We start from the raw sequence: 24340 nt of genomic DNA, 5'->3' as shown, positions 1-24340 counted from the left end.
CGATGGTGCCGTCAGCAACGCGGCTGCAGCCTCCTCCAGGAGATCGATCTCCCTCGTGGTGACGGGGCCCCATGCCGACCCGAGGACCTGCTCCGCGCTCAGAAGCTCACCAGTCACCCCCACCCAACGACACCGAATAGGTATCATTCGTTGGGGTTAGCGACGGGCGATAAGTGATGACATCGGTCGTCGGTGCTCGCCTGTGGGCTTCAAGCGATTAGCCCAACATGTGAGCGGCCCTCAGTACGCGAAGATGATCTGCGAGCCCGTCTGGTTGAACTTCTTCTCCTTGAATCAGGTGGCGGCGCAGCGGGGCCAAGCGGCGCAGCACTTCGGCGCGGGCCTCGGTCGGCAAGTTTCGCTGCAGGGCTAGGAAGCCTGCGTAGATCGTGATGAGCAGCTGCCCGCCGCCGTGGCCGCCGCGCGCGGGCGGGATCGGCGGGGCGGGTTGGGGGTCGGTGGCGGCGCGCAGGGCGTACTCGGCGGACGACGCGCCCTTGAGCAGCGCGCGCTGCATCAGTTCGAGCCGGTGGACGTCGGTGGGGGTATAGCGGCGGTGGCGGCCAGGGGTGTGCCCGGTCGGGCCGACGCCGTAGCGGCGATTCCAGGTGCGCAGCGTCGCCGGAGCGACGCCGAGCCTGCGCGCGACGGCCGCGATGGTGAGCAGGGGCTCATCCAGAGCCTTGGGACTCGTGCGTGGAGATAGCTGAGTTGGGTCGGTCATGGTCAGCTTCCCTCCTGTAGTGCGCGCATCTTCTTGCGGAAGCGGGAGATCGCCATCTTGAGCGCGTCCGTGCTCATGCCGACCTGCTCGGCGATGGCGGTGTAACCCTCGCCGGTCAGCACGAGGGTGGCCAGGGCTTTGCGCAGCTTGGGGTCCTTCGCCGCGTTCAGGGCCTCGTCGAACTGCATGATGTCCACGGCGATGTCGGCGGGGTCGCGGTGGGCGGTGATGTCCAGCGGCTTGTCTGCGAGGAACTCCGTCAAGGGGGTGTCGGTGCCGAGCAGGTCCCGTCTGGGCATGAACTCCTTGGCCAGCCAGGCGCGGAAGATGTTGGCGAACTCCAGGACGCAGGCGCCGACGAAGTAGGTGTTCAGCGAGGCCCCGCCCTCGGGGGTCCAGTTGCCGGGGACCAGGGTGCGCTTGTGGAAGGACTTCAGCGCCGCGGCGACCGTCTCCAGCGACAGCTCGTGGCGGTCGTCGCGGCCGGCGAAGCCGGCCAGGTGCTCGCGTGCGGAGTCCGGGCAGTTGACCGGGCGCCCGCGGGCGGCGGTGAGCTGGAAGATCTGCCCGCGCCGCAGTAAGGCGTTCATCACCGGCAATCCGTAGGAGGTCAGCACCACGGTGAAGATCTCGTAGGACATGCCGGTGAGCCGTCGCGGCGCAACCGCTCGACCAGCACCGCGTCGGCCATCAAGGTGGCGAGCCGCTGCGCGGCGGCGTCAACGGCCACCTGCTCCTCGCAGGTGAACCGCCGCGAGCGTGCAGGTCGCGAAGATCGGCGGCATGCGCCAGGAAATCCTGGTTTTCGGGTTGTAGGTGCGCGCCGGGCCGTGGCGGCGCACCGCCGACGACCTGCCCGCCCTCACCCATCCCCGTCCCTTTCCGGCCTCTAGGTCACAGGCCTCCTCAGGGTGATGAGGCCTCGGCATGCGCTTCGCGCTACGCAAGCTCCGCGCAAACCACACACGCAGATCCCTCATAGGTCGAGGCTCACCCGATAGGTAACAGCCCCGGCCCAAGATCTTTCCGAGATCTTCGTCGCGCCGTCTGGCGGTTACCTGACCAGCCATGTTCGACCTATGGCCCCTCCAACAACCCGATCCCGGGGAGCACCTCGGGAATCTTCCTTCTGGAGGGGACCATGACCGGCAACACCCCGCGGGAGCCGATGCTCACCCAGCGCACCCTGCTGATCATCCTCGTCGGCGTCCTCACCGGCGTGGCCACCGGGCTCCTGATGACGCACGCGGGCCACAGACCACACGAAGCGGTCCTCACCGGCATCGCCGCCTTCGCCGCCACCATGAAGTTCGTCGACTGGCTGATCACCTAACATTGATGCAACCCACGACACCCATCCTTTGGCTATGTCAGCAACGCCGCGACCTGGTCGAAGACGTGTGCCAAGGCCGCGTTCGGAGCAGATTCCGACCGGGTTGACCACTCAGGTTCCAACATGAGGCCCACTGCACATGCGGCTCCTTCCAACTCCCGCTCGAAGTCGGCTGTCGAGAGGCCGCGGTTGATCAGTTCTCGGACGATCGTGTAGGCGGTCTCTCGACGCATCCCGGCTGCCATAAGGGTTAGCACACCGTGTTCTGAGTCGATGCCCGGTCGAGCCGACGCAAGGAGCTCTGACATCCGATCTCGATCTACGACAAGCAGTTCCACGAGCGACGTCGTGTGCAGGACGATGTGCTCTGCGAGGGCCGAGGAGTCCGGCAAACTCACACGCTCGACCGAGCTATGCGAGATGTCCCGCTCGTGCCAGAGCGCAATGCCCTCCATAACCGGTAGCACCGATGCCCGGACGAGGCGGGCCAAGCCGCAGATCTTCTCGGCCGTTACAGGATTGCGCTTGTGGGGCATGGCAGATGAGCCAACCTGCCTGTCGCCCACTCCTTCGGCGAGTTCGGCCACCTCGCTGCGCTGCCCATGGCGTACTTCCAGCGCGAACGCCTCACAGGTGGAGGCCAGCAGGGCGAGCGCGCACATCCACTCCGAGAGTCGGTCGCGCAGGATGACCTGGGTGGCGACGTCCACGGGCGTGAGGCCGAGCAGCCGCGCAGCCTGACGCTCGACCTCGACAGACACTCCGGCATAGGTGCCGGTGGGGCCGCTCACCTTGGCGAGCGCGACTGCTTCGGTTGCCCTGCGCAGCCTGGTTCTGGCTCGGTCGACGGCCAGGGTGATGTCGGCGACGCGATGTCCCCATACGTCTGCGACGGCATGCATTCCGTGCGTGCGCCCCACCCGCTCGGTCGTCCGGTGGGTTAATGCGTGGTGTGCCAGAGAGCGGATGAGCTCGTCCGTCGCGTCGAGCACGAGCTGCGACGCGTCTCTGACGGCGAGCGAGAGGGCTGTGTCGACTACGTCGGAGCTTGTCAGCCCGCGGTGAATCCAGCTAGCGGCTTCATCGGGCATATCCCTGGTCCACACCTCCAGGAACGCAGCCACGTCGTGGCGCGTACGGGATTCGGCCTCGTGGACCTCGGCGACTGTCGGCACGGGTGCAGCTCTTGCCTCCATGGCAGCCAACGCAGGTGCCTCGCCGAGGAGGACCCGGGCCTCTACAACGGCCAGCTCTACCGCACGCCATCGCTCTAGGGCCGCCCGCTCGGACCACACCTCCGTCATCCGCTCGCTGGTGTACCTGCTGAGCACCGGTGGTCCGCCTTTCCTCTCAGCGCGTCCACCGCGCCAGTTCTCCGGACGCGAGCGCCTCAGTGATGATTCGGTCACGACCTGTGGCACAGTGTCGCGCATGCCTCCCTGGCCAGACAGCTCTCGCCTCAGTGCGGCGATGCTCTCCGTACTGGAATTCCACACCACTTTTGGCCTTCCCGTGAACGCCACTCCCACGCGCGAGGTAGGCGACGACCTAGCGAAACTCCGGGTCGACCTGCTCGAAGAGGAGGTCGGGGAGTTTGCTGACGCGAGCAAACGGCAGGACGTCATCGGCCTTGCCGACGCCCTGGGCGACATCGTCTACGTCGCCTACGGGGCTGCCGCGACCTACGGCATCGATCTCGACTCGGTGCTCGCCGAGATCCACAGGTCGAACATGAGCAAGCTCGGCGCCGATGGCCGTCCCGTCTACCGCAACGACGGGAAGGTGCTCAAATCGGCTCTCTACACTGCGCCGGACATCGCGGCGGTCCTCAACGCGCAGCCACCGTTGACCGTACCGGGAAATGGATGACGACGGGCTTCCAGCAAGCCGCAAGTTCACCCGAACCGGTGACACGACCGCTCCGCTGACTCTGTTGGTCGGGACGGTGGTCGGCGTTAACATCCTGCAATGCCGACCAGCGACGAGCGCAGCGAGTGGACGAATCCGTCTGTTCGGCTCTTCGCGGGCGACGACGACCCCTTGGCCGTGGCGTCGAGGACCGCCCGAGAGGTAATGGCCGCTGCAGGGTCGCATGGCTTGGCAGGGCCGCCGTTCGATCCGTTCGCCTTGGCTGAGTTGCTGGGTCTATCTCTCCGCGCGCGAGTTGACATCGCGGACGCGCACATCCGGTCCGACACGGCCGGGGTGCGCTCCACCCCTGAGCAGCCGCTTCGAGGTTTCGTCAGAGCCGATCAATCCTTGGTGATCGAGTACAACCCGACCAGGCCGCGCGGGCGCCTGCGATACGGCGTCGCGCACGAGATCGGCCACAGCCTCTTCCCCGACGTCGCGTCGGCACCCCGACACCGGACGGCGATGGGCGCGGTTCCGGGGCGCGCCCCGGACGACGGGTGGCAGCTCGAACTGCTCTGCAACCTGATCGCCGCCGAACTGCTCATGCCGAGGAGGCTGTCACCGGACTCGTCGGACTGGACCTGGACATCGACTTCGTCATGGAGCAGCGGCGCCTGTTCGACGTGTCCACCGAGGCCCTCCTGCGCCGGTTGACTACTACGGCAGATCGACCCGTCACCCTCGTGGCGGCGTCCCGGTACGAGGACACCTCCGACTCGCCGTTGCTGGTGGACTACGTGGTGACGTCCTCGACGTCCGCGCCGGACTTCGCCAGAGGGTCGAGGGTTCCCGGAATCGATGTGCTCGGCGGCTGTACGGCCGTCGGTCAGACCGTGCGCGGTTCCGCGACCGCGGACGGCTCGGCCATGCGTGTCCAAGCAGTGGGCACACCTCCTTACCCAGGTCGCCTGCTACCGAGGGTGTTGGCTCTGATAGAACCGGAGTCGGGGCGTCCGAACGAGGCGGGGATTGAGTACAGGACGGGGGACGTCACCGACGCCCACCTGGACGGCCCTGCGGTCATCGCACACGTGGTGAACGACTCGGCCCGCGCATGGGGGAAGCGAGGGGTTGCACGGGCGCTGGCGGCGCGGTTCCCGGGCGCGGCCCAAGCGTTCCGGTCCTGGGCCGTGGCGTCGTCGCACAATCTCGTGCCGGGCATGGCGCACATCGTCACCACCGAGGCAGGGGACACGCGCGTCGATATCGCGAGCGTGGTGGCCCAGCGTGGCTACGGTCCCGGAGTCAGGACCCGACTCGACTACGCGGCTCTGCGCACCGCACTGGAGCGGGTATCGGAGCACGCGCTGGGGGAGGGGCTCGCCGTCCACCTACCGCGGATCGGCACCGGGCAGGCGGGCGGCCGATGGGACCTCGTCGTGGACATCCTCCGCGATGTAGTAGTGCGTAAGGGCGCGCGGGTCGTGGTGCACACGATCCCAGCGCAGCGGAGCACTGTGGAGGGGTAGCCGTCCCGCTCGGCACGCGAGAAGGGGGAACACGATGACGTCGAACCCGCGAATCGTCGCGATAAGCGGTGCCGTGGGGGCAGGCAAATCGACGCTGGCGAGACTGCTAGTCGCCAGGCACAACGCGCACCACCTACGAACGCACGACCTCATGACCGACCGCGCGCAGGAGTACGGCATCGATCTCCCCCAGGAACGCCGGGCCATGCAGGAGTACGGCGACCGGCTCGACAAGGAGACGCAGGGAGGATGGGTCGCCGAGGGCGTGGCACGCCACCTCGGTTCGACCGCGGATGCCGTGCCCTCGCTAGTGATCATCGACGCCGTGCGCGAGCACCAGCAGGTCACCAGGTTGCGGGAAGCGTTCGGCACCTTGGTGACGCATGTCCACCTGACGGCACCTGAGGAGGTCCTGAACGGTCGGTACCGCGCCAGGGGAGGCGGTAGCGGCATCGCCGAGCTGGCCTCCTACGCCGAGGTGAGGATCAACCCGACCGAAGCGGCGATCAGCGAGTTGGAGCCCGAGGCCGACACCGTGATCGACACAGCGCGGAGTGCGGAGGAGGACGTCTACATCCGGGTCGCGGGCGCGCTGGGCCTGTTCGCCGACCGCGACGACCGCCTCGTCGACGTGCTGGTGGGCGGGCAGTACGGAAGTGAGGGCAAGGGCAACGTGGCCTTCTTCCTGGCGCCCGAGTACGACGTCCTGATGCGGGTTGGCGGACCCAACGCGGGTCACAAGGTCCCGCTCCCCACCCCCTACACCCACCGGCTGCTCCCCTCCGGCACCCAGGCGAACACCGACGCCACCATCGTCATCGGTCCTGGCGCGACGGTGTCGCAGGACCTCCTGCTCAAGGAGATTGCCGACTGCTCAGTGGAAGTGGATCGGCTCGCCATCGACCCACAGGTCATGATCATTGAGGGCGCGGACCTGGAGGCTGAGTCCGCGCTCGTCGGCGGGATCGGCTCGACCGGGAAAGGCGGTGGCGCGGCGGCGGCCCGGCGGATCGTCGGCAGGCATAACACCTGTGCGCAGGTCCCTGTTCGTCTGGCCAAGGACGTCCCTCGTGTATCGCCGGGTACCGGCCTTCCGTTGCAGGGCAAACGGAGTCCATGAATCACGATCGCGCTGGCGGCGGCGGTGTAACGACCGACACCGGTGTCGCGACGGATAGATCAACCTACCCGGAAGAGGCAGACATGGCCGACAGTGTGGAATGTGCTTACTGCGGACAGAAGAAATCGGAACGCATGAACAAGTGTCCGCACTGCGGCAACGGCTGATCCGGTCACTCATCGGACACGGATCTGCATGACCTGTCCCTCGGGGTCGACCTGGCGTCGAACGCGCCCCGGCCAACGGTCCCCTCAACGGACCAAGACTTGTCCGCCAACTGTTCCACCCGCGATACCAGCACTTCCGGGTGACCAGCTGACACGAGCCCCTGGACGGCAATCTCGGTGACATCAGCGGCCGAGGGCTGCGGGCGCTTCGCCAGGAGCCCTCGGGCACGCAGTTGAATGCCAACGGCTTTCAACATGTCGTAACTGAAGTTCCCGGACACGCCAGCCAGGACGGCATCCTTCAGGAAGTCGGCCACGTTCAGCGTGTGCGCTCTTCCGGACAGATCTTCGTCCGGTGAGCCCTCGTCGGCGAGTCCAGTCACCACGAGGTACGAGCCGTCGTCCAGCGACAGGTTCAGTCGTGTCACCAGCACATGGTGGCACGGTGCCGGACCGCCAGCCCCGAAAGGATCACGTGAAGGCTCCTAACATCCTCCGACGTGTGTGGTGGTTGGGTTTCTGGCAGACCGCCGAACACGTGCACTGGTGGCTGTCATCGGATCAACCGGATGCCGAACCGCCGGAGGTGGGGTCCACACCCCGTCACTGGCTCGTCCCGCCGCTGGAAGCCTTGATGTCCGCGCTCCCCGGCCTCACCACGCATGAGCGGACGACCCTCGCCGACATCGACCACCGCATCGAACGGGCCGTCCTCCCCGCTTCCGCTACTTCGAAGACCTCCGGCACCGTCATCGGCCAAGAGGATACGGATGCGATGGCGGCCGTCATCGCTGACCGCATCGAACTCTTTGCCCGACGGGCCGCTGTGCTCGACGGTGCCGCACGGCGTTCGTGGACGGGGGCGATGGTCGACGTGGTGGACAACCTCGCCCTGCTCCGCGAGCTCGGGGCGATGCTGCTGCCGCCCGCTCTGAGGGCTCGGCTCGCACGCACAGAGCCGAGCAGCACGACGGTCGTCATCGCTCCCGGCCCCGGTTTGTCGTTCGTGCCGTGGGAACTGCTGGTCGTGGACGACGAGCAGGACGTCCGCCTGGTCGAGCGCGCGGACGTCTTGGGCGGCATCAGCCCGGGCGTGCTGGTCAACCTCGCCCGTCCGGCTGCGCCGTTCGTGGGCGACGGTCCTGCGCTGCGCGTGGTCGACCCCATCGCGGCCGGGAGTCGGACCGGTGGCGGACGCATCTACCCCGATGGGATACCCGACGAGTGGCACGACAGGTTCGACGCGGAAAACGTGGTGCTCGGCGCAGTAACACCCGCGGGCTGCTCACCGGCCGAATTGGGCGCCGTGCTGCGGTCCAGGACATGGTCGCGGCTGGTGTTCGTCGGCCACGCCTCAGCGGCCGACACTACGATGCCGACTACGGCAGGCTTGGAGTTCGCCCCCGATCCCCACACCGGGGAGGAACGGCTTACCGCCGGGCGGTGGCTGCGGGAACCGGAGAAGTGGCCCGCGCCCCGACGGGTGGCGTTCGTCGCCTGCCAGTCGGACGACGCCGGGTATGCCGAGCAGATCGGCCTGACGCTGGCGGCTCTCAATGCGGGCGCGCGCACCGTGACTGCGACCCGCTGGAGCCTGCCCAGCGACGGCTCTGAGCACCTGGTGTCCGATGGAGCAGGGATCGGGCGCGCCACGACCGCTCTCGCCTTGGCCGTCGACGAGGCGTTGGGGTCGAACGACCCGGCCGGTTCGGTAAGCGACTGGCAGCGTGACCGGCTGCGCTCCTGGCGTTCGGCAGGCACCGCCGCTGAACGCCGCCTGCACGCCCCGCTGGTGTGGGCGTCGTTGGTGACCTACGACGTACCGGAGGCGGCGATCGCCTCGATCCCGGTGACCGGTGATTCGCGGCCCCAGCCCTCCGCGTTATCGGACGAGGAGAATGAAGCGGGGTGCGAGCCGCCGCGGGACGCGGCCGAGGCAGCGAGCCGGTTGGTGGCAGGCACAGAGGCGTTGGGGCGTGCTGACTGGAGCGGAGCGCGTGAGCACTATCTGGTGGCCCTCGCCGGATTCCTGGCCGCCGACGACCTGAAAGGCATCGCGGACGCGACGACCAACCTCGGGAACACCGCCTACTTCCTGGGCGACCTCGACGAGGCCGCACGGCGCTACCGCGCCGCTCTGCCGCTGTACCGGGACCTGGGCATGGACCGCAGCGTCGCGATCGTGGAGCAGAACCTGGGCAACGTCCACTTCCAGCGCGGTGAGCTGGATGTCGCTGCGAACCAGTACCGGGAAGCCGCCAACGACCTGCTAAGCGGCGGTTTCCAACGCGAGGCGGCGGACACGCTGGTGAACCTCGCCGCGGTCCTGGTCTCGCTGGGCCGTCCGCAGGAGGCTCTGACGCACCTCGACAGGGCCGGTGAGCAGTACCGGGAGACCTGCGGAGAGGACGAACTGGCGGGCAAGCTCGCCGAACTGGACCAGAACTCCGGGTTGGCCTTGGCGGAGGTGGAGTCGTTCGACTTCGCGCGGGAACACCTGCTCTCCGCCCTCCACCACTGGACTTCCGTGGATCCGTCGGAGAACCAGGCCGCCCGCACGAACCACAACCTCGGCCTCGTCGCGTTCCGTGCGGGAAACCTGGCAGAGGCGGATCTCAGGTATTCCGAGGCGCTGGCTTACTTCTTGGCCGTGGACAACCACCATGATGCCGCCGACACGCGCTTGGGCCTCGGAACGGTGGCCCGCAAGCGTGGTAAGGAGGTAGAAGCGCGGGTGCTCTTCCGTCTCGCGCAGCAGCACTACCGCCAGACCGGGCAGTGGCTGGCCTGTGCGCGGGCTTTGTTCAACGAGGGCTTGACCTTCCCGGAGGACAGCTTCACCAGGTTCGCGCTACTGGGTGGGGCTTGGGCCGCGATGCAGTCGATGTCGTGGCGACTCCCGCGGGTCGCGGAGCGCGCCGGGTGGCGTGCCGCCATCGACCACGCCACCGATGACCTCCTGCGGTCCGCCCGCCTCGGCGGTCGTCACCGCCACTTCGCCGAGATCGTGGAGTCGCTGCGCATATCCGGGACGCTGCGTCGGGTCGTCGAACCGGTGCGGGCGCCGGAGTCGAGGGACACCGACCGGGACGAATTGCGCGTGGAACCCCTGCCCCCGACGACGCTCTCCGCCTCGACCACCCCGTGGACGCTGTGGTCGGCCGTCGACGAGGTGCCTTGCGACGCGCCTCCATGGATCGACTGCGGTTGGCCGACCGCACTCGACGACATCGTTGAACGCGCCCAGGTGATCCTCGCCGCCTCGGAGAGCCGCCCGCTGCGCAACGGCACCGTCTCGCTCCTTCCCTTTCTCCACCGGCCTCGCGGTTACCTGCCGGGTATCGGAGATCTCCACTGACCGGCCCTCTTCGCCACCCGAGACCTACAACGAACGGATTACTCATGACCACATTGCGTATCAGCCCCGCCGCCCAGGGAACGCTGGTGGAAACACTCCACAAGCTCGTGAACGCATCAGGACTCGTCATCACCGTCCAAGGCTCCGGAGGGATCGAGGACGTCAAGAGTGCCATCGCCCAAGTGGCTCTCTGCCTCGTCGAAAAGGCCGAGGTCGGCGCCAACGGGCTCATCGTGAGCGAAATGGCTCAGTACCGCGTCATCTGGGGCGTCGTGGAATCTCCGGGCGGGAGCCTCGCGGTCCTGACCCCGCATTCGTTGTACGAGAAGCAAGAGATCAGTGACTGGAGCGGTAACTTCCGCGTGGAGGTGCTCGACCCGGTCATCGGCCTGTCTTCCCAGGGTTACTCCACGGGTGGTGGTGGCAACGGGACAGTAACTGAACCGGCGTTCGCCGAGGCTTTCGCGAACGCCTACGTCTGAACGGCTGCGTCTTTCGATCAGGTGTGCTCGGCGCAGGCCGTCCAACAGGCGGCGTGTCACATCGACCGGCTCGGCGACCAACGCACTCGCCGCCGCACGGCTGACGTGCGGGCCGGGGTGCACGGACAGCAGCCGGAACAGCCGAGCCTGATCAGCGGGCAGACGCTGGTAGGACGCGTCGAAAGCCGCTCGAACGGCCGCTGAGTCACCATATGCCAGCTCACCGAGGCGGGACCGCGTGTCACGGAGGATGCCGACCAACTCGCCAGCCGATTCCGGCTGGTCTGCGAGTAGTTCGGCGGTGATTCGCAGTGCCAGAGGCAGGTGACCGCACAAGGCGGCCAGTTCAGCGGCGACGGCCGGATCGTCGATGATCGCGTCGCCTGCCGCACGCAGCGCGTCAGTCAGCACGGCGACCGAGTCGTCCGGCGGCAGGACGGTCACCTCGATGCGACGGGCGTATGGAACGGGCAAAATGTGCCGACTGGTCACAAGTAGTCGATGCGTGGTGTCGCCGGGACGCAGCGGCAGCACCTGCCCGGTGTCCGAGGCGTTGTCGGCGACCACGAGCACTCGCTGGCTTCGGCGGGCGAGTTCCGACCGGTACAGCACTTCCCGCTCACCTTGACCGGCCGGAATGTGCTCACCTTGCACTCCCAACACCCGAAGCAGCGCGCCGAGCGCGGCGTTCGCGTCGATTCGGCGGGCGAAGTCGTAGCCATGCAGGTCCACGAACAGCACCCCGCCGGGGTACGAGTCGGCCGCCACCGTGGCCGCACGCACGGCGAGCGCGCTCTTGCCCACCCCTGGCGGTCCGGCGACGGTCACGATCGGCACGCCATCCGGTCCCAACGTCTCAGCGAGCACGGCCAACTCGGCTGTCCGTCCGCTAAACCCCTCATCCGGAGGCAACCCGGCCAACGCCAGCGGAACAGGAGCTGCGAAAGTGACGGACCGCCTGCACGACGTTCCCCGTGACCTCACCCCTGATTTCATTGTGCACCCCCGCAAAATACCGTTAAACTTTTGCGGGCAGCCGACCTGACTGGACTTGCGTGGACCGATAGCCCATCGCGGGTAGTGAACGTAAGACAGCTTCGCCAAGTCCGCGCAGGCCTGTTCGGGACTGTAAAACGAGCGGTGTATCTCCCGATCACGGAAGTGCACCTGATGACCGACATGATGTCCGGCGTGCAGAACGTCGAGAACTCGAAGCCCGCGACCGGCCTGGACGAGCAGCTCGTCGCGCAGTTGCTGAGCAGGGCCAAGGCCAGTGGGCTGAAGCTGACCGGCGAGGGTGGGATGCTGCAGCAGCTGACCAAGCTGGTGCTGGAGTCCGCGCTCGAGGGCGAGATCACTGACCACCTCGGCTATGACAAGCACGACCCTGCCGGTCGCGGGACCGGCAATTCGCGTAACGGCACCCGGTCCAAGACCGTGCTCACCGATGTCGGCCCGGTCGAGATCGACGTGCCGCGGGATCGGGACGCCAGCTTCGAGCCCAAGATCGTGGCCAAGCGGCAGAGGCGCTTGGGCGGCGTGGACGAGATGGTGATCTCGTTGGCCGCCAAGGGACTCACGACCGGGGAGATCTCCGCGCACCTGGCGGAGGTCTATGGCGCCGAGGTGTCGCGGCAGACCATCTCCACGATCACCGACAAGGTCGTCGAGGGCATGGTCGAATGGCAGAACCGGCCGCTGGACCCGGTCTATCCGGTGATCTTCATCGACGCGATCCACGTCAAGATCTGGGCTCTGTCGCCGATCTTGTGATCGCAACGGTCAGGTGTGGATGAGACGTTTGCGGAGGAGGTCGAGTCCGGCGCGGCCGAACATCTGTCGTTTCAGCATTTTGAGGCGGTTGATGGTGCCTTCGACCGGGCCGGAGCTGTGGGGCAGTGTGAGTCCATTGCGGACGGCGTCGAGGTCGCGGCGGAGGAAGTTCGCGAAGGACGCGAGCGGGCGCAGGGTGTCGTTCTCGGCGGTGGTGATCCAGGTGTCGAGGCGTTGGCCTTGCAGTTCGGTGAGCATGGTGGCGAAGTCGCGGACGTGGGTGACGAGCCGGTTCAGGTCTGGGGATCGTCGTCGGAGCTTGCGGAGTTGGGCGGTGTCGTCGCGGGTGAGGCGGTCGGGGCGGGTCATGATCCAGCTGGTGATCTGCCGAACGGAGGGTGGTTTCGGTGCTGGGACAGGTGCGTGGCCTCGTCCGTGGCGGAAGTGTCGGAGATAGCGTTGGACGGCCAGTTCGCCGCCGGTGTAGCCGTGTTCGGTGATCTCGCGGAACAGTTGGGTGGCGTTGCGGTGCCCGTCGTTCCACCGCTGGTGCAGGTATTCGATGTGCGCGTCGACGACGTGGGCGCGTTGCTCGGTCTTGGCGATCAGCTCGTCGATGGAGGCGGCGTTGGCGAACTTGCGGACCGTGGCAGGGTGCAGATCGAGTTGACGTCCGACCGCGGCCTTCGACCAGCCTTTGCCGATCAGGTGCTGGACCGCGGCGTAGTGCTCGCGCATCCGCCTGACGATCTTCTTCTCCGATGACCGTTGGACCACCAGCGGAGCCTCCGTCGAAGGCGCGGCTGGGGTTGGTTCGGCCAGATGAGGCCGCAACGCGTTCACGGTCTTCTCTACGACTTGGCCGAGGTTCTGCCAGAGGTGGAAGCGGTCGGCGATCTGGATCGCCTGCGGGGCGCCACTTCGAGCGCCTTCGGCGTAGCCGCTGGCTCGATCACGACAGATCACCTCGACACCAGGATGTTCCCGCAGCCAGGACGCGAGCCGGTCGCCGTCGCGGCCGTCGAACATGTCCAGCGGCCGATGGGTGTCAAGATCGATCAGCAGCGTGCCGTAATGGTGTCCACGGCGCAGCGCGAAGTCGTCCACTCCAAGTACCTTCACCACGCCGAGTGGCTCCTCCGGGATGGCTTTGACCAGCCGCAGCAGTGTGTCCCGACCAGCAACCTGGCCCAGCGCCGCGGCCAATCGGGAACCAGCGCGGCCCGCCAACGCCAGCCCGATCGCCGTCAACATCGCGCGCAACCCAGGCGTGTGTCGACTGTGCGGCATGGTCAGACCGGGCACCTGCTCAGCGAAGGTCGTCGCCGAACAAGCCTCGTTGACACAACGGAACCGGCGCACCGCCAACTGGATCACCGTGCTGGTGCCCGCCACGCTGACATCGGTCACCTGCCTCACGTAGCGGCCGTGAACCGTGGCCGAGACCTGACCGCACCGCCGACAGGACGCCGACCCGGCACGCACCCACGCAGCCAACTCGATCACCCCGTCTCTGCGCTCGATCCGGTCGATGACCAGGGCAGACAGGTGCGGGAACAACCGCTCGACACCACCACATGCGCACCGCGACCATGATCACAGACACCCGCGATCACAAAATCGGCGACAGAGCCAAGATCTGTGAAGGTCAGGTGGCCAACCGGCCGATCTACGTCGCGCTCGCGGTGATTTGCGATGGTCGTCGCGACATCCTCGGGTTGTGGGCCAGCGACGGCGGTGAGGGCGCCAAGTACTGGTTGCACGTGCTCACCGAGCTCAAGAACCGCGGCATCGACGACGTGCTCATGGTCGTCTGCGACGGGCTGATCGGACTGCCACGCGATCGCCACGGTCTGGCCGCAGACGATTATCCAGACCTGCGTGGTCTACTTGCTGCGCAACAGCTTCCGCTACGCGGGCCGCCAGCACTGGGCCGCGATCGCCAAGGCACTCAAGCCGGTCTACACCGCGCCGACCGAGGCCGCCGCGAAAGAGCGGTTCGCCGAGTTCGCCGAGGCCTGGGGCGGCCGGTATCCGGCGATCGTGCGGCTCTGGGACAACGCCTGGGCGGAGTTTGTGCCGTTTCTGGCCTTCGATCCGGAGATCCGGCGGGTGATCTGCTCGACCAACGCGATCGAGAGCGTCAACGCCCGTATCCGCCGCGCGGTGAAGGCTCGTGGGCACTTCCCCAACGAGCAGGCCGCGCTCAAATGCGTCTACCTGGCCATCATGAGCCTGGATCCGACCGGCGCCGGCCGCGCACGCTGGACGATGCGGTGGAAACCCGCGCTGAACGCGTTCGAGATCGCCTTCGACGGCCGCCTGGCCGCCGGACGCAAGTAGTTTCCTCCAACCCGAGTTACACCGCTCGTTTGACACACCCGCCTGTTCCGCTCGAAAAGTCATGGTTGTTGGTCAGGCAGCGTGTCTGTACTCGTTGATGAGTCCGCTGAGATGCGGGTGCGGTGCGGTTTGTGGGTGTCGAGGTCGGGTGCCGCAGTGGGGTTGCTGAGCTTCGGGTGGTAGTTGGTCGCGGGCTTGGTGGGTTGGTGTCGGTTGTAGTGGTCTTCGTCGGTGTTGGGGACTTGGCGTGCCTGGGCTTTGCCCAGGATCAGAGTCTGGTCGAGGAGTTCGCGTCGGAGAGTGCCGATGACCCCGCGGGTTCTCCTTGGCGAGCCGCAGTACGAGCGCCTTGGTCGTGGCCTGTGTCGCTGGACGTCCGGTACGTCGCCGGGCAGAGTGGTCCCACTTACGGGCTACGAATCTGCTATGCCAGGCGAGCAGGGGTGCTCGGCGTGACCGGGAAGGTGTCCCGGCCAACGACGACGGTCCACCAGCCCGGACAGGGCGGCGAACCAGAACTGGTCGACGGGCTCGTAGCAAACCGGACCTGGGAACTATCAGGCCTCCTGATCAATGACTTACAAGGATATCGCTTACCCGGAGGGTGGCCGTGGATCGTCGGCGGCGCCTTCCTCGCCCTGCGAGTGGGATGTTAAGCCAGACGGGAGGATCGTGTCCTCTGCGGCATTCGGGCCTGTTATGTCAGCCGCTTCGTGGTGGCCTAGTTCGATCAGGCGGGTGCGCAGCGCTTCGATCGTGGGGTTGTAGGAGCGGTCTACTGAGCCAAGGAAAGCTTATTGGTAAGTCGATTGGCTCGGTGCGCGAACAATTTTGCAATGAGTTCCGCGAGACGCTCGGTAAGCTGTCGATTCTGTCTGGTGAACAGCTTAATGGCCTGTTCACGGACTGGTGGGCGGCCAATCGAGAAGATCTCGACCAGTTACGCACGCCGGATGTCCTTCTGCCAGAGATGCGCAAAAAAATTGCAGAGATGATCGGCTTCGATCTTCTCGCGCGAACCGAGAAACTGGTGGCCCGCGAGCGGCAACGCCTGGTCGATATCTACCGTGCTTGGGGCGACAACCACGCGATCTCGCTGGCACATCTCGAACGTCGCAGGGAGGCTGTCGCCGCACGGCTGGCCGAGCGGTTGCGGGATTTGAACTATCAGTGGCCCTCGGCGACGGGCGACGAGCAGCTATAGACGGAGTCCACGAAGCCCCAGGTATTGAACGCAGTCGGATTGTCAAACGCTTATGGAGTCCTGCGGTTGGCAGCCACAGCGCGCGGACTGGCCAGGGCTGGCCTCTCCCCGCCTGCCGCCAGTTCTCTCTGGTGAACCGTGGGTCACGCCACTGGCTGTGTGAGCGAGTCACTCCGGCACTGCGGTGCAGAGGTCCTCCGCGCCCATACGCAGCTGGCAGAACAAGCATGATCACGTCGTTGATGCGGGGCAGCGACGATTACGTGCGTGATGTGATCCATGCGTTCAACGAGCGGGGGGCGCGCGGCCTGGACCCAAAAATGGAGCGGGGGACGCCCGAGGGTGATTGGTGAGGTGGTCCGGCAACGGATCTCCCCTGAGCGCCCGGACGTCCCCCCGCCTCCTGGGGCATCGCCGCGTTCTCGACCTGGTCGCTGTCCAGGCTGCGCGACCATCTGCTCGACTGCGGCACTGTGGCCGCGATCGGCCGGGAGACCCTGCGCCGGACCCCTGCGCACCGGCGGCGTGTCGTGGCAGAGCACTTCCATCTGGAAGGCGTCCACCGAGCCGGACTTCATGGTGAAGGTGCACCGGATCCTGGATCTCTACGACGACCTGCCCGATGACGGGTGGGCGATCTGCGTGGATGAGTTCGGACCGCTGGACCTGATGCCCCGCAAGGGCAAGGCATGGTGACCCGTCGGGTCACCATGCCGATTACAGGCCACCTACAACCGCTGGCGCGCTCGCCGTGGCGCTGGTCGTCAGCGGCGGGGACGCCTGTTCGTGTGGGTTCCAGCGGAGAAAGCGGCTATCCCGCCGGTTTTCGGTGTGGCGATCGCCTCGGTGTTCGTCGTCGCGGGTTGACGGTGCTTTCGGGGGCTCTTGGCGGGCTGGGGTTTGGTGCCGGTGCGCCTGCCTGATCGGACGGGCGGTGACGGTTCCGCGCTCGCCGCGGTGTAGCTGCGCTCGCCAGGTGCGAGTTGGGTGAGCAGCGGGTGGCCGGGTTGCAGGCGGGTCACGGTGGCGGTGATACCCGCTTTGCGGGTGAGGTCGCGGACATCGCCGACTTGCGTGTCGGTCATCAGGGTGACGACGGTGCCGGACGCTCCCGCTCGTGCGGTGCGACCAGAACGGTGCAGATACGCCTTGTGTTCCGTGGGCGGGTCGGCGTGGATCACCAGCGTGACGTTGTCGACATGGATGCCGCGGGCGGCGATGTCGGTGGCGACCAGAGTGGCCGCGCTGCCCTCGGCGAAGGCGAGCAGGTTACGCGTGCGTGCCGACTGGCCGAGGTTGCCGTGCAGCTCGACGGCGGGCACTCCCTCGGCGATGAGCTGACGGGTCAGCTTCGTGGCGCCCCGCTTGGTGCGGGTGAACACCAGTGTCCGCCCCGGCGCCGCGGTCAGGTCGACCAGCACCGGTAGCCGGGCCGCTGGCTGCACGTGCAGCACGTGGTGTGCCATGGTGCTGACCGGCGAGGACGCGGAGTCGACGCTGTGGGTCACCGGATCGCGCAGGAAGCGCCGGACCAGCACGTCGACGCCTGCGTCGAGGGTGGCCGAGAAGAGCAGGCGCTGGGAGTCGGCGGGGGTCTGGTTCAGCAGCCGGGTGACCTGCGGCAGGAAGCCCAGGTCGGCCATGTGATCGGCCTCGTCCAGCACGGTGATCTCCACGGCGTCGAGCCGGGCGTGACCGGACGCGACGTGATCCGCCAGCCTGCCGGGGCAAGCGATGAGCACGTCGACCCCGGCGCGCAGGCCCGCGATCTGCGGGCCCGGACGTACGCCGCCGTAGACGGTCATGGTGCGCAGGGACAGCGCCTCGGCCAGCGGGGCGATGGACGCCCCGATCTGGTCAGCCAGCTCTCGTGTCGGGGCCAGGATCATCGCCCTGGGCTTGCCGGGACGTCGCGTGCTGGTGCTGGTGGCGAGCCTGGCGAGAACGGGCAGCGCGAACGCGTAGGTCTTGCCCGACCCGGTCCGGCCGCGGCCGAGTACGTCGCGGCCTGCCAACGAGTCGGGCAGTGTCGCCGCCTGGATGGGGAACGGGGTGACGATGCCCTGGGTGGCCAGGGCCGTCACCAGCTTGGCAGGTACACCCAGTTGGGCGAAGGTCGAACCGTCCGTCGGCGATGCGCCGAGCGTGGACGAAGAAAGGTGGTGGGGGCGGCGGGCCGCCATATGTGCTCCGAAACGTCGATGGGTCGTCCCTGCCCGGCGCAGATCCACCTGGATCGCGGCGCGCGGTGGTCGACAAGAGACGTGGCCCAAGGCAGAACTGAACGGACCACCATGGTCAGTCTACACAGCCCTGCAAGCGACGGCACTGACCACTCGGTCACACCGCGCCCGCCAGGTGTTCGAGAAGACGACGTGATCGCTGGCACGCGGGAATCAGGCAAGGTGGCCGGTGGTCGCGTATTGTGACGTGATCCACATGCCGTAGTTCATTGGAGGGTGCACGTGCAGATCCAGGTCAACACCGACCACAACATCCATGGTGGCGAGAAGTTGGCTGCCCACGTGACGGCCGAACTGGCGACCAGCCTGTCGCGGTTCGACCAGTGGTTGACCCGAGTGGAGGTGCACCTCAGCGTGGACGCGGCCGGGCGAGCCGAAGACAAGCGCTGTGTGATCGAAGCCCGTCCCGCAGGCGCCCAGCCGGTCGCGGTCACCCACCACGCGGGCTCGGTGGACGACGCGTACAGCGGAGCCGCGCAGAAACTGGAGAAGGTGTTGGACACCAAATACTCCCGCGCGCACGACCACAAGGGCGGCGACACCATCCGCCACATGCAACCCGTCGACGACTCGGACTGACCGCTGCGGGTCGACGCCCACGTACTTCTTGGTATCGCCTGCTCCGCGCGAGGTTCGGCACCTGATGTTCAGTTCACAGGGAGCGGGCATCGCTGCGGGGAGGGCGGTCGGCATCCCAGTGCTCTTGAGTCGTGTGTGGACATTGGGCCTAGACGGCGACCGGAGTGTTCGAACGGACCCTGTCTCAAAATACGGATACCGCCTGACCGCCAACTCCAGCACCTCACCGCGCTTGTCCTGGGTGGCCGCCGCGACGTAGGTGCGGTGGTATGTCAAGTCTTCGGTGAAGATCGACCAGTGGGCTCGCGTGGGAAAAACGATGCCAGGACCAGGCGTTTCCGGTCAGGGCTGGAGCCAGCGGTCGAACCAGTCACGGGTGCGGCGCAGCACGTCGAGTTGGTGGTTGCGTTCCCGGATCGAATGGCCCTCCCTGGGGTAGATCACGAACTCGTGCTCGGCGCCGAAGTGGCGCAACGCCCGGTGGAAGTAGACGGCCTGGCCGAGGGGGACGTTGGTGTCTTCCGCACCATGCAGGATGAGCACCGGGGTGCGGACGCGGCCGGCGAAGGAGACCGGGCTGAGCGCGTCATGTGGGTGAGGGCCGATTCCGTCCCAGCCGGTGCTGCCACCGAGCGCTTCATCGAGCTGGCCGTTCTCCCCAGTCGCGGCGAGCATCCCCCAGTCGGAGATGCCGGCGCTGACCAGCGCGGCGCGGAACCGGTTGCTCTGCCCGATCGCCCAAGCGGCCATGAATCCGCCGTGGCTCCCGCCGGCGATGCCCAGCCGATCGGGGTCTGCGACGCCCTCGGCGATGAGCAGGTCGATGCCGGTCAGGATGTCGGTCCACTCCTCCCGGCCGACCCTGCCCGCGACACTGGCGGCGAACTCGTGACCGTGGCCTTGGCCGCCGCGCGGGTTGGGGAGGAACACCGCGTAGCCAACGGTGGCCAGCCACTGCGCGCTGGGGAACCAGAACAGCCGGAGGCGATCGGCGTAACGGTCGTAAGGGCCGCCGTGCACGAGCGTGACGAGTGGGAACGGGCCGTCGGAAGCGGATTTGCCGACCGGCAGCACGAGCAGACCGTCCAGCTCGAGGCCATCGGCGGCACGGTAAGCCAGTGGCTGCTGTGTACCGAAGGTGATGTCATTCAGTTCAGGGCGTATGTCGGTGATCTTCCGCAGTGGCCCGGTTGGTGGGCCGATGTGGACGTTCGTGGGTTCGTAGCGGGTGCCGGTCAGTGCCGCGATCATCGTGCCCGCGGGGGTGGAGGTGAGGGAGTCGAGGCGACCGGAGTGTCGCGACAGTGGTGTGGGACCGTCGGGGTCGAGCCTGGCCAGGGTCGTGTTCAGGCCGTCGGCGAACACCACCAGCGGGGCGGCATCGGTGGGGCACAGTTCGGTGGGGCACATCGGCAGGCCTGCGGTGCGGTTGCGCCGGACGCGGCTGCTCATGGCCAGGTCGAACACGGCGGTGCCTGCTTGGAGGACCGGTGGGGTGAGGGCGACGTAACCGAGGTGCCAACCGTCTTCAGCCGGCCACCAGGCCAGGGATTGTGCGTGGGCCTCGACCGGTCCGAGGTCCTCCGCGGTCCCCATGGTGGGGTCGAACAGGTGTAGTCGGCCGGTGCGGGGGCCGTAGTCCTTGTCGGCGCTGGCCTGGGTGAGCACGGCGAGCGGGCCGGCGTCGGGTCGTTGCCGCAGTTCCACGACGTGCCGATCGCCAAACACCGCCGGGGTGGTGACCCGGCCGGTGCGCAGGTCGAGCAGGCGCAACCGGGCACGCGGTTCGCGTTCACCGACGACAATGGCGTCGTCACGGTCCCGGGCGCGGCGCCTGTCCTCCTCGGTGGACTCGTCCTCGGCGAGCAACGCCACCAGGTTGGGATCGGCGAGCGGCAGATGGTCGACGACGCCAGCGCGCCAGCTGGTCAGCGCGATCACCACGCCGTCAGCGGGGGTGAGCCGGTGCAGCTGCGGAGTGCCACGCTCCGCGCGATCGGACAGGAAGTACACCATGCGCGAGTCAGCGGACCAGCGAGGCCGGGACTCCGTCGCGGTGTCGGTGGTCGCCCGACGCCACACACCGTCGCCTTCGATCTCGGCGAAGCAGAGTGCGGTGTCGAGGTGGTCACCGATTCTGCTGGTGGGGGCGAGGACGTAGCAGAGCAGATGCCCGTTCGGAGCGAGAACTGGCGTCTGCGGGACGCGACCCTCGACCACGAGTTCGGCGGTCAAATCTGTCATGCGATCAGTGTGCCAACGTCAACAGCGCACCACATGGACGAGTCAGCGCACTCGGAGCAAGCATGCAACCGCATCGACAACGCAGTACCCCAACGCGCCCGGCCGGCCAAGGTTCAGATAGGCACCTCCGAGTACAAGATCACCCCGTTGGAGAAGGCGGCACGGAGCTGCTGGGGTATCCGCATCCGCGGCTGCAGGGCCCTGAACTGTCTTGAGGGGTGGGTGGTCCACAGTGGACCACCCACCCCGTTTCATGGCTTACTCAGCCCAGACGGTGCCAGAATACCTGCCCGGTCGGACCGTAGAGGACGATGTTGCTGTCGTCCTGCACGATGAAGAGGCTCGCGGCGGTGTTGTTCGTGCCGGTGTGCCAAAGGGCGCGGCCGTCGGCGGCGTACACAACGAAGTTGCCGTCGCTCTGGAAGGTCGCGGTCGCGCCCGGGTTGCCCCAGGTGTTGGTGTGCCACAGGGCGGCGCCCGCGGTGTTGTACAGCACCAGGTTGCCGTCACCCTGCATGACGAGGGTGTAGGCGCCGTTGGCGGACTTCAGGGACGCGCCGACGCCGAGGCCCTGGCCGCGGGTGAGGTGGTCGTTGGCGGGCGGCTGGGAGCCGCCGGCGACGTGCAGAAGCCGGTTGGGCGAGCCAGTGCCCGGGCTGGTCACTTTGTTGGCGGTGGCGCTGGAGTACAGCTGCGCGGCCACCTGCGCCGGGGTCGAGGAGGGAGCGGCGGCCAGGACCAGGGCTGCCGCACCCGCCACGTGCGGGGCGGCCATGGAGGTGCCGCTGATCGTGTTCACCGCGCTGTCGCTGGTGTGCCAGGCGGAGGTGATGTTCTGGCCGGGCGCGAAGATATCGGTGCAGGTGCCCCAATTCGAGAACGACGCGCGGGCGTCGGTGTTCGCGGTGGCGTTGACGGTGATGGCCTCGGCGGTGCGGGCCGGGGTGAAGTTGCAGGCGTCGGAGTTGGAGTTGCCGGAGGCGAGGGCGTAAACGACGCCGTCGGCGATGGACCTGCGGACGGCGTCTTCCAGGGCCGCGTTGCTCCCGTTGCCGCCGAGGCTCATGTTGGCGACCGCGGGGCCGGAGGTGTGGTCGGCGGTCACCCAGTCGACACCGGCGATGACTCCCGCCCAGCTACCCGAACCGGCGCAGGACAGCACCTTCACGGCGGTCAGCGACACCGCCTTGGCGACACCGTGCGCGGCACCGCCGATAGTGCCCGCGACGTGCGTGCCGTGACCGTTGCAGTCGGAGTTGTTGCCGTCCCCGACGGTGTTGGTGCCCCATGTCGCGCGCCCGCCGAAGTCCGCGTGCGTGGTCCGGATGCCGGTGTCGATGACGTACGCGCGCACACCGGCGCCGGCATTGGGATAGGTGTAGCTGTTGTTGAGCGGAAGATCGCGCTGGTCGATGCGGTCCAGGCCCCAGGAGGGCGGATTGGGCTGCGTCGCGGCGAGTGACACCACGCCGTCCTGCTGCACATAAGCCACAGCCGGGTCGGCGGCGAGCGTGCGGGCCTGCTTCTCGGTCAGCTTCGCCGCGAAGCCGTTCAGGGCGTGGCTGTAGGTGTGGGTGACGGCCGCGCCGTAGGACTGCGCCAACTGCGCGCCGTCCTTCAGCACGACGATGTAGCTTCCCTCGATCGCCTGTGGCACGGACAGGACCGTGCCCTCGGCGACGGCGGGCGGGGCGAGGAGCACGGTGGCGGACAGGGCGGCGGCGAGACCGACCCCGGCCGCCCAGCGCGCGCGGACAGCACCAACTGGCGTCATACGGGTGACTCCCTCGAGCGGTCGTGAATGCAGGGCGTAGTCGACACTGGCAGTCGGTGCCGTGTTCGGCAATCGCCCGAATCCGCCGACGGATTAGGACGAACGACCCATTCAGCGGGCGTATGTACCTGGCCCAACGCAAGCGATATCGACCACTCGCCTCGCAGTCAGCCTCGAACGAGTCCTCGACCGCGCCGCGACCTGCGTCCCACAACGACTTCTCCACAGCCGCTCACACCTTGCATGGTGTGATGTCCAAGGACCACTGCTAGCTGGCGGCTTCTGCCGGTCCCGCTGGGTGCGGCCGGTGCCGCGGCTGGCGGTGGCCGGGTGGGGCGAGGGACAGGTGCGGGCGTCGGTGTTGTGCGAGTTGGCGCAGCTCGGCGGTGCACATCATGAACCCATCCGCCGCCGGGAGCTGCCGTACGTAGTGGTCCATGTCATTGAGCAGTGCGAATACGTGGACGGGGGTGCCCGCTTCTCCGGCCGCGTCGACCACGTGGCGCAGCGCGGCCTCGACGGCCGGGTGCCGTGTCTGGTAGGAGGGGGCGACCAGGTGGTTGCTCCGGTCCGCGGCGAGGTAGAACTGGACGAGGTCCTTGGTGCCGACGAACAGTTCGCTCGCCCCGGCCGCGCAGAAGTCCGATGTGGAGTGGACGGCGGCCGGGGTCTCGATGAAGACCGACAGCGGGAAGTCGTCGGGGAGGCCGAGGTGGCCTCGCAGCCGCAGGTACTCGTCGTGGTCGTTGACGAACGGCACGGCGAAGCTCAGGTGCGGTGGGTTCCGGCCGAGGCGTTTGCCCACGTATTGGCGCAGGGCCAGGAACGCGTGCGGGTAGTGGGGTTCCCGGAGCAGGGCGCGCGCGCCGTGCAGGCCGAGGTCCGGGTTCGTCTCCTGGTGCACCTCGGTCTCGGTGGTGATCTTGGTGGCGTCGTCCGACCGGAGGTCGAGCAACCTCGTGACGAGACGCTGACCGGGGAGGAGTTCGTCGGCGATGGCGCACAGCTGTGCGCCGAGGGCGGCGCCGTACCACTCGGCCGCCTGCGGTTCCGACCGCAGCAGGTCCAGTGGGCTCAGTCCCGCGGCCAGGCAGACGAACTCCTCGCGGACGAAGAAGGTGCCGACCTCCTCGACCGGCGGTGTGATCGCGTTCGTCGCCCGGACGTCGCTCGCGTCGGCGATGACCACGCAGATCGAACGGAGGTCGGCGGGCGTGACGGGAAAGTCCCGCGGAGGCCCTTCGGGACCTGCGGTCTCGCCAAGGATGACCGACTGCCGGTCGAGTCGGATCGTGACGTGACCGGTCAGCCTGTCCAGCTCCGCCGGGTCGACACGCAGTACCGGAATACCGCGCGAACGGCAGAGGGACTCCATGTGGCCGGTGTGGCCGCCCCTCGCGCAGATCACCGCGGACGAGGCGACGATGGCGTCGTAGAGGCCGGGGTGGAGCGCGTCGACGACCAGGACGGAGCCGTCGACAGGGGTCCGGGAGTGGTTGCAGGGACCGCCTGCTGTCGTCGGCGACGCGCCGACCAGCAGGACCCCGAAGATCTCGACGTGGCTCACGACGCGCATCCAGAGCAGGTCATGATTTCCAGGCTCGCACCTGCTC

19 protein-coding genes and 2 pseudogenes are annotated in these 24340 nt (G+C 67.5%); 11 read left to right on the top strand and 10 right to left on the bottom strand.

Features of this window, described 5'->3' with window-relative positions; genetic code table 11:
* Positions 1–217: 217 nt before the first annotated feature.
* Both ACTG9Q_RS13525 and ACTG9Q_RS13520 read right to left on the bottom strand, forming a co-directional pair.
* The gene (locus ACTG9Q_RS13525; RefSeq protein ID WP_455573076.1) at positions 218–724 is read right to left on the bottom strand and encodes a MerR family transcriptional regulator; all 507 of its coding nucleotides are present in this window, start codon (positions 722–724) and stop codon (positions 218–220) included.
* Positions 725–726: 2 nt separating this feature from the next.
* The gene (locus ACTG9Q_RS13520) at positions 727–1365 is read right to left on the bottom strand and encodes a hypothetical protein (protein ID WP_455573075.1); all 639 of its coding nucleotides are present in this window, start codon (positions 1363–1365) and stop codon (positions 727–729) included.
* 500 nt (positions 1366–1865) lie between these two features.
* Here ACTG9Q_RS13520 and ACTG9Q_RS13515 point away from each other — a divergent pair, with 500 nt between their 5' ends.
* Entirely contained in the window at positions 1866–2057 is a 192-nt protein-coding gene (locus ACTG9Q_RS13515) for a hypothetical protein (RefSeq protein ID WP_455573074.1), read from the top strand.
* Between the two features lie 32 nt (positions 2058–2089).
* Here ACTG9Q_RS13515 and purB read toward each other — a convergent pair whose 3' ends face one another.
* Positions 2090–3490, bottom strand: a complete 1401-nt coding sequence (gene purB / locus ACTG9Q_RS13510; protein ID WP_455573073.1) for an adenylosuccinate lyase — start codon at positions 3488–3490, stop codon at positions 2090–2092.
* A gap of 37 nt (positions 3491–3527) precedes the next feature.
* Here purB and ACTG9Q_RS13505 point away from each other — a divergent pair, with 37 nt between their 5' ends.
* From ACTG9Q_RS13505 to ACTG9Q_RS13490, 4 genes are all read left to right on the top strand, one after another.
* On the top strand, positions 3528–3926 hold the full coding sequence (locus ACTG9Q_RS13505) for a pyrophosphohydrolase domain-containing protein (protein ID WP_455573072.1): 399 nt from the start codon (positions 3528–3530) through the stop codon (positions 3924–3926).
* 99 nt (positions 3927–4025) lie between these two features.
* A complete protein-coding gene (locus ACTG9Q_RS13500; RefSeq protein WP_455573071.1) occupies positions 4026–4625 on the top strand; it encodes an ImmA/IrrE family metallo-endopeptidase in 600 nt (199 codons plus the stop codon).
* The gene (locus ACTG9Q_RS13495; RefSeq protein ID WP_455573070.1) at positions 4571–5440 is read left to right on the top strand and encodes a hypothetical protein; all 870 of its coding nucleotides are present in this window, start codon (positions 4571–4573) and stop codon (positions 5438–5440) included. The genes ACTG9Q_RS13500 and ACTG9Q_RS13495 overlap by 55 nt, the downstream gene beginning before the upstream one ends.
* A 34-nt stretch (positions 5441–5474) precedes the next feature.
* Positions 5475–6560 carry an adenylosuccinate synthetase gene (locus tag ACTG9Q_RS13490; RefSeq protein WP_455573069.1) on the top strand — a complete coding sequence of 362 codons (1086 nt, stop codon included), beginning with the start codon at positions 5475–5477 and terminating at the stop codon, positions 6558–6560.
* A gap of 172 nt (positions 6561–6732) precedes the next feature.
* On the opposite strand, the gene ACTG9Q_RS13485 is transcribed toward ACTG9Q_RS13490, so the two are convergent.
* The gene (locus ACTG9Q_RS13485) at positions 6733–7155 is read right to left on the bottom strand and encodes a hypothetical protein (RefSeq protein ID WP_455573068.1); all 423 of its coding nucleotides are present in this window, start codon (positions 7153–7155) and stop codon (positions 6733–6735) included.
* A gap of 83 nt (positions 7156–7238) precedes the next feature.
* On the opposite strand from ACTG9Q_RS13485, the gene ACTG9Q_RS13480 reads away from it, so the two are divergent.
* Positions 7239–10085 (top strand): tetratricopeptide repeat protein, encoded by a 2847-nt coding sequence (locus ACTG9Q_RS13480; RefSeq protein ID WP_455573067.1) that lies wholly within the window; start codon positions 7239–7241, stop codon positions 10083–10085.
* A 116-nt stretch (positions 10086–10201) separates the two neighbouring features.
* On the opposite strand, the gene ACTG9Q_RS13475 is transcribed toward ACTG9Q_RS13480, so the two are convergent.
* The gene (locus ACTG9Q_RS13475; protein WP_455573085.1) at positions 10202–11434 is read right to left on the bottom strand and encodes an NB-ARC domain-containing protein; all 1233 of its coding nucleotides are present in this window, start codon (positions 11432–11434) and stop codon (positions 10202–10204) included.
* 303 nt (positions 11435–11737) lie between these two features.
* On the opposite strand from ACTG9Q_RS13475, the pseudogene ACTG9Q_RS13470 reads away from it, so the two are divergent.
* Positions 11738–12316 (top strand): annotated as a pseudogene (locus ACTG9Q_RS13470) (transposase); the annotation flags it as partial.
* Positions 12317–12349: 33 nt separating this feature from the next.
* Here ACTG9Q_RS13470 and ACTG9Q_RS13465 read toward each other — a convergent pair.
* Positions 12350–13900 (bottom strand): ISL3 family transposase, encoded by a 1551-nt coding sequence (locus ACTG9Q_RS13465; protein ID WP_455573066.1) that lies wholly within the window; start codon positions 13898–13900, stop codon positions 12350–12352.
* 74 nt (positions 13901–13974) lie between these two features.
* On the opposite strand from ACTG9Q_RS13465, the pseudogene ACTG9Q_RS13460 reads away from it, so the two are divergent.
* From ACTG9Q_RS13460 to ACTG9Q_RS13450, 3 genes and pseudogenes are all read left to right on the top strand, one after another.
* Positions 13975–14683 (top strand): annotated as a pseudogene (locus ACTG9Q_RS13460) (IS256 family transposase); the annotation flags it as partial.
* Positions 14684–15500: 817 nt separating this feature from the next.
* Positions 15501–15887 carry a hypothetical protein gene (locus tag ACTG9Q_RS13455; RefSeq protein WP_455573065.1) on the top strand — a complete coding sequence of 129 codons (387 nt, stop codon included), beginning with the start codon at positions 15501–15503 and terminating at the stop codon, positions 15885–15887.
* 525 nt (positions 15888–16412) lie between these two features.
* The gene (locus tag ACTG9Q_RS13450; RefSeq protein WP_455573064.1) at positions 16413–16583 is read left to right on the top strand and encodes a hypothetical protein; all 171 of its coding nucleotides are present in this window, start codon (positions 16413–16415) and stop codon (positions 16581–16583) included.
* Positions 16584–16651: 68 nt separating this feature from the next.
* On the opposite strand, the gene ACTG9Q_RS13445 is transcribed toward ACTG9Q_RS13450, so the two are convergent.
* On the bottom strand, positions 16652–18070 hold the full coding sequence (locus ACTG9Q_RS13445) for a DEAD/DEAH box helicase (protein WP_455573063.1): 1419 nt from the start codon (positions 18068–18070) through the stop codon (positions 16652–16654).
* Positions 18071–18352: 282 nt separating this feature from the next.
* Between ACTG9Q_RS13445 and ACTG9Q_RS13440 the strand changes: the two genes are divergently transcribed.
* Positions 18353–18709, top strand: coding sequence for an HPF/RaiA family ribosome-associated protein (locus ACTG9Q_RS13440; RefSeq protein ID WP_455573062.1), 357 nt, complete (start codon positions 18353–18355; stop codon positions 18707–18709).
* A gap of 342 nt (positions 18710–19051) precedes the next feature.
* On the opposite strand, the gene ACTG9Q_RS13435 is transcribed toward ACTG9Q_RS13440, so the two are convergent.
* The 3 genes from ACTG9Q_RS13435 to ACTG9Q_RS13425 form a co-directional block, all read right to left on the bottom strand.
* Positions 19052–20653 (bottom strand): alpha/beta hydrolase family protein, encoded by a 1602-nt coding sequence (locus ACTG9Q_RS13435; RefSeq protein WP_455573061.1) that lies wholly within the window; start codon positions 20651–20653, stop codon positions 19052–19054.
* A gap of 562 nt (positions 20654–21215) precedes the next feature.
* On the bottom strand, positions 21216–22727 hold the full coding sequence (locus tag ACTG9Q_RS13430) for a S8 family serine peptidase (RefSeq protein ID WP_455573060.1): 1512 nt from the start codon (positions 22725–22727) through the stop codon (positions 21216–21218).
* Positions 22728–22995: 268 nt separating this feature from the next.
* Positions 22996–24303 carry a putative PEP-binding protein gene (locus tag ACTG9Q_RS13425; RefSeq protein ID WP_455573059.1) on the bottom strand — a complete coding sequence of 436 codons (1308 nt, stop codon included), beginning with the start codon at positions 24301–24303 and terminating at the stop codon, positions 22996–22998.
* Positions 24304–24340 lie beyond the last annotated feature (37 nt).

Source organism: Actinokineospora lacus (genome assembly GCF_053813445.1).
This window is presented reverse-complemented; position numbering and strand designations above follow the sequence as displayed.

What these genes read in the sequence shown, in the direction of transcription:
- ACTG9Q_RS13525 (WP_455573076.1), bottom strand. Translation starts at nt 724, where the DNA reads ATGACCGACCCAACTCAGCTATCTCCACGCACGAGTCCCAAGGCTCTG.
- ACTG9Q_RS13520 (WP_455573075.1), bottom strand. Translation starts at nt 1,365, where the DNA reads ATGTCCTACGAGATCTTCACCGTGGTGCTGACCTCCTACGGATTGCCG.
- ACTG9Q_RS13515 (WP_455573074.1), top strand. Translation starts at nt 1,866, where the DNA reads ATGACCGGCAACACCCCGCGGGAGCCGATGCTCACCCAGCGCACCCTG.
- purB (WP_455573073.1), bottom strand. Translation starts at nt 3,490, where the DNA reads ATGCGCGACACTGTGCCACAGGTCGTGACCGAATCATCACTGAGGCGC.
- ACTG9Q_RS13505 (WP_455573072.1), top strand. Translation starts at nt 3,528, where the DNA reads ATGCTCTCCGTACTGGAATTCCACACCACTTTTGGCCTTCCCGTGAAC.
- ACTG9Q_RS13500 (WP_455573071.1), top strand. Translation starts at nt 4,026, where the DNA reads ATGCCGACCAGCGACGAGCGCAGCGAGTGGACGAATCCGTCTGTTCGG.
- ACTG9Q_RS13495 (WP_455573070.1), top strand. Translation starts at nt 4,571, where the DNA reads ATGGAGCAGCGGCGCCTGTTCGACGTGTCCACCGAGGCCCTCCTGCGC.
- ACTG9Q_RS13490 (WP_455573069.1), top strand. Translation starts at nt 5,475, where the DNA reads ATGACGTCGAACCCGCGAATCGTCGCGATAAGCGGTGCCGTGGGGGCA.
- ACTG9Q_RS13445 (WP_455573063.1), bottom strand. Translation starts at nt 18,070, where the DNA reads ATGGCGGCCCGCCGCCCCCACCACCTTTCTTCGTCCACGCTCGGCGCA.
- ACTG9Q_RS13430 (WP_455573060.1), bottom strand. Translation starts at nt 22,727, where the DNA reads ATGACGCCAGTTGGTGCTGTCCGCGCGCGCTGGGCGGCCGGGGTCGGT.
- ACTG9Q_RS13425 (WP_455573059.1), bottom strand. Translation starts at nt 24,303, where the DNA reads ATGCGCGTCGTGAGCCACGTCGAGATCTTCGGGGTCCTGCTGGTCGGC.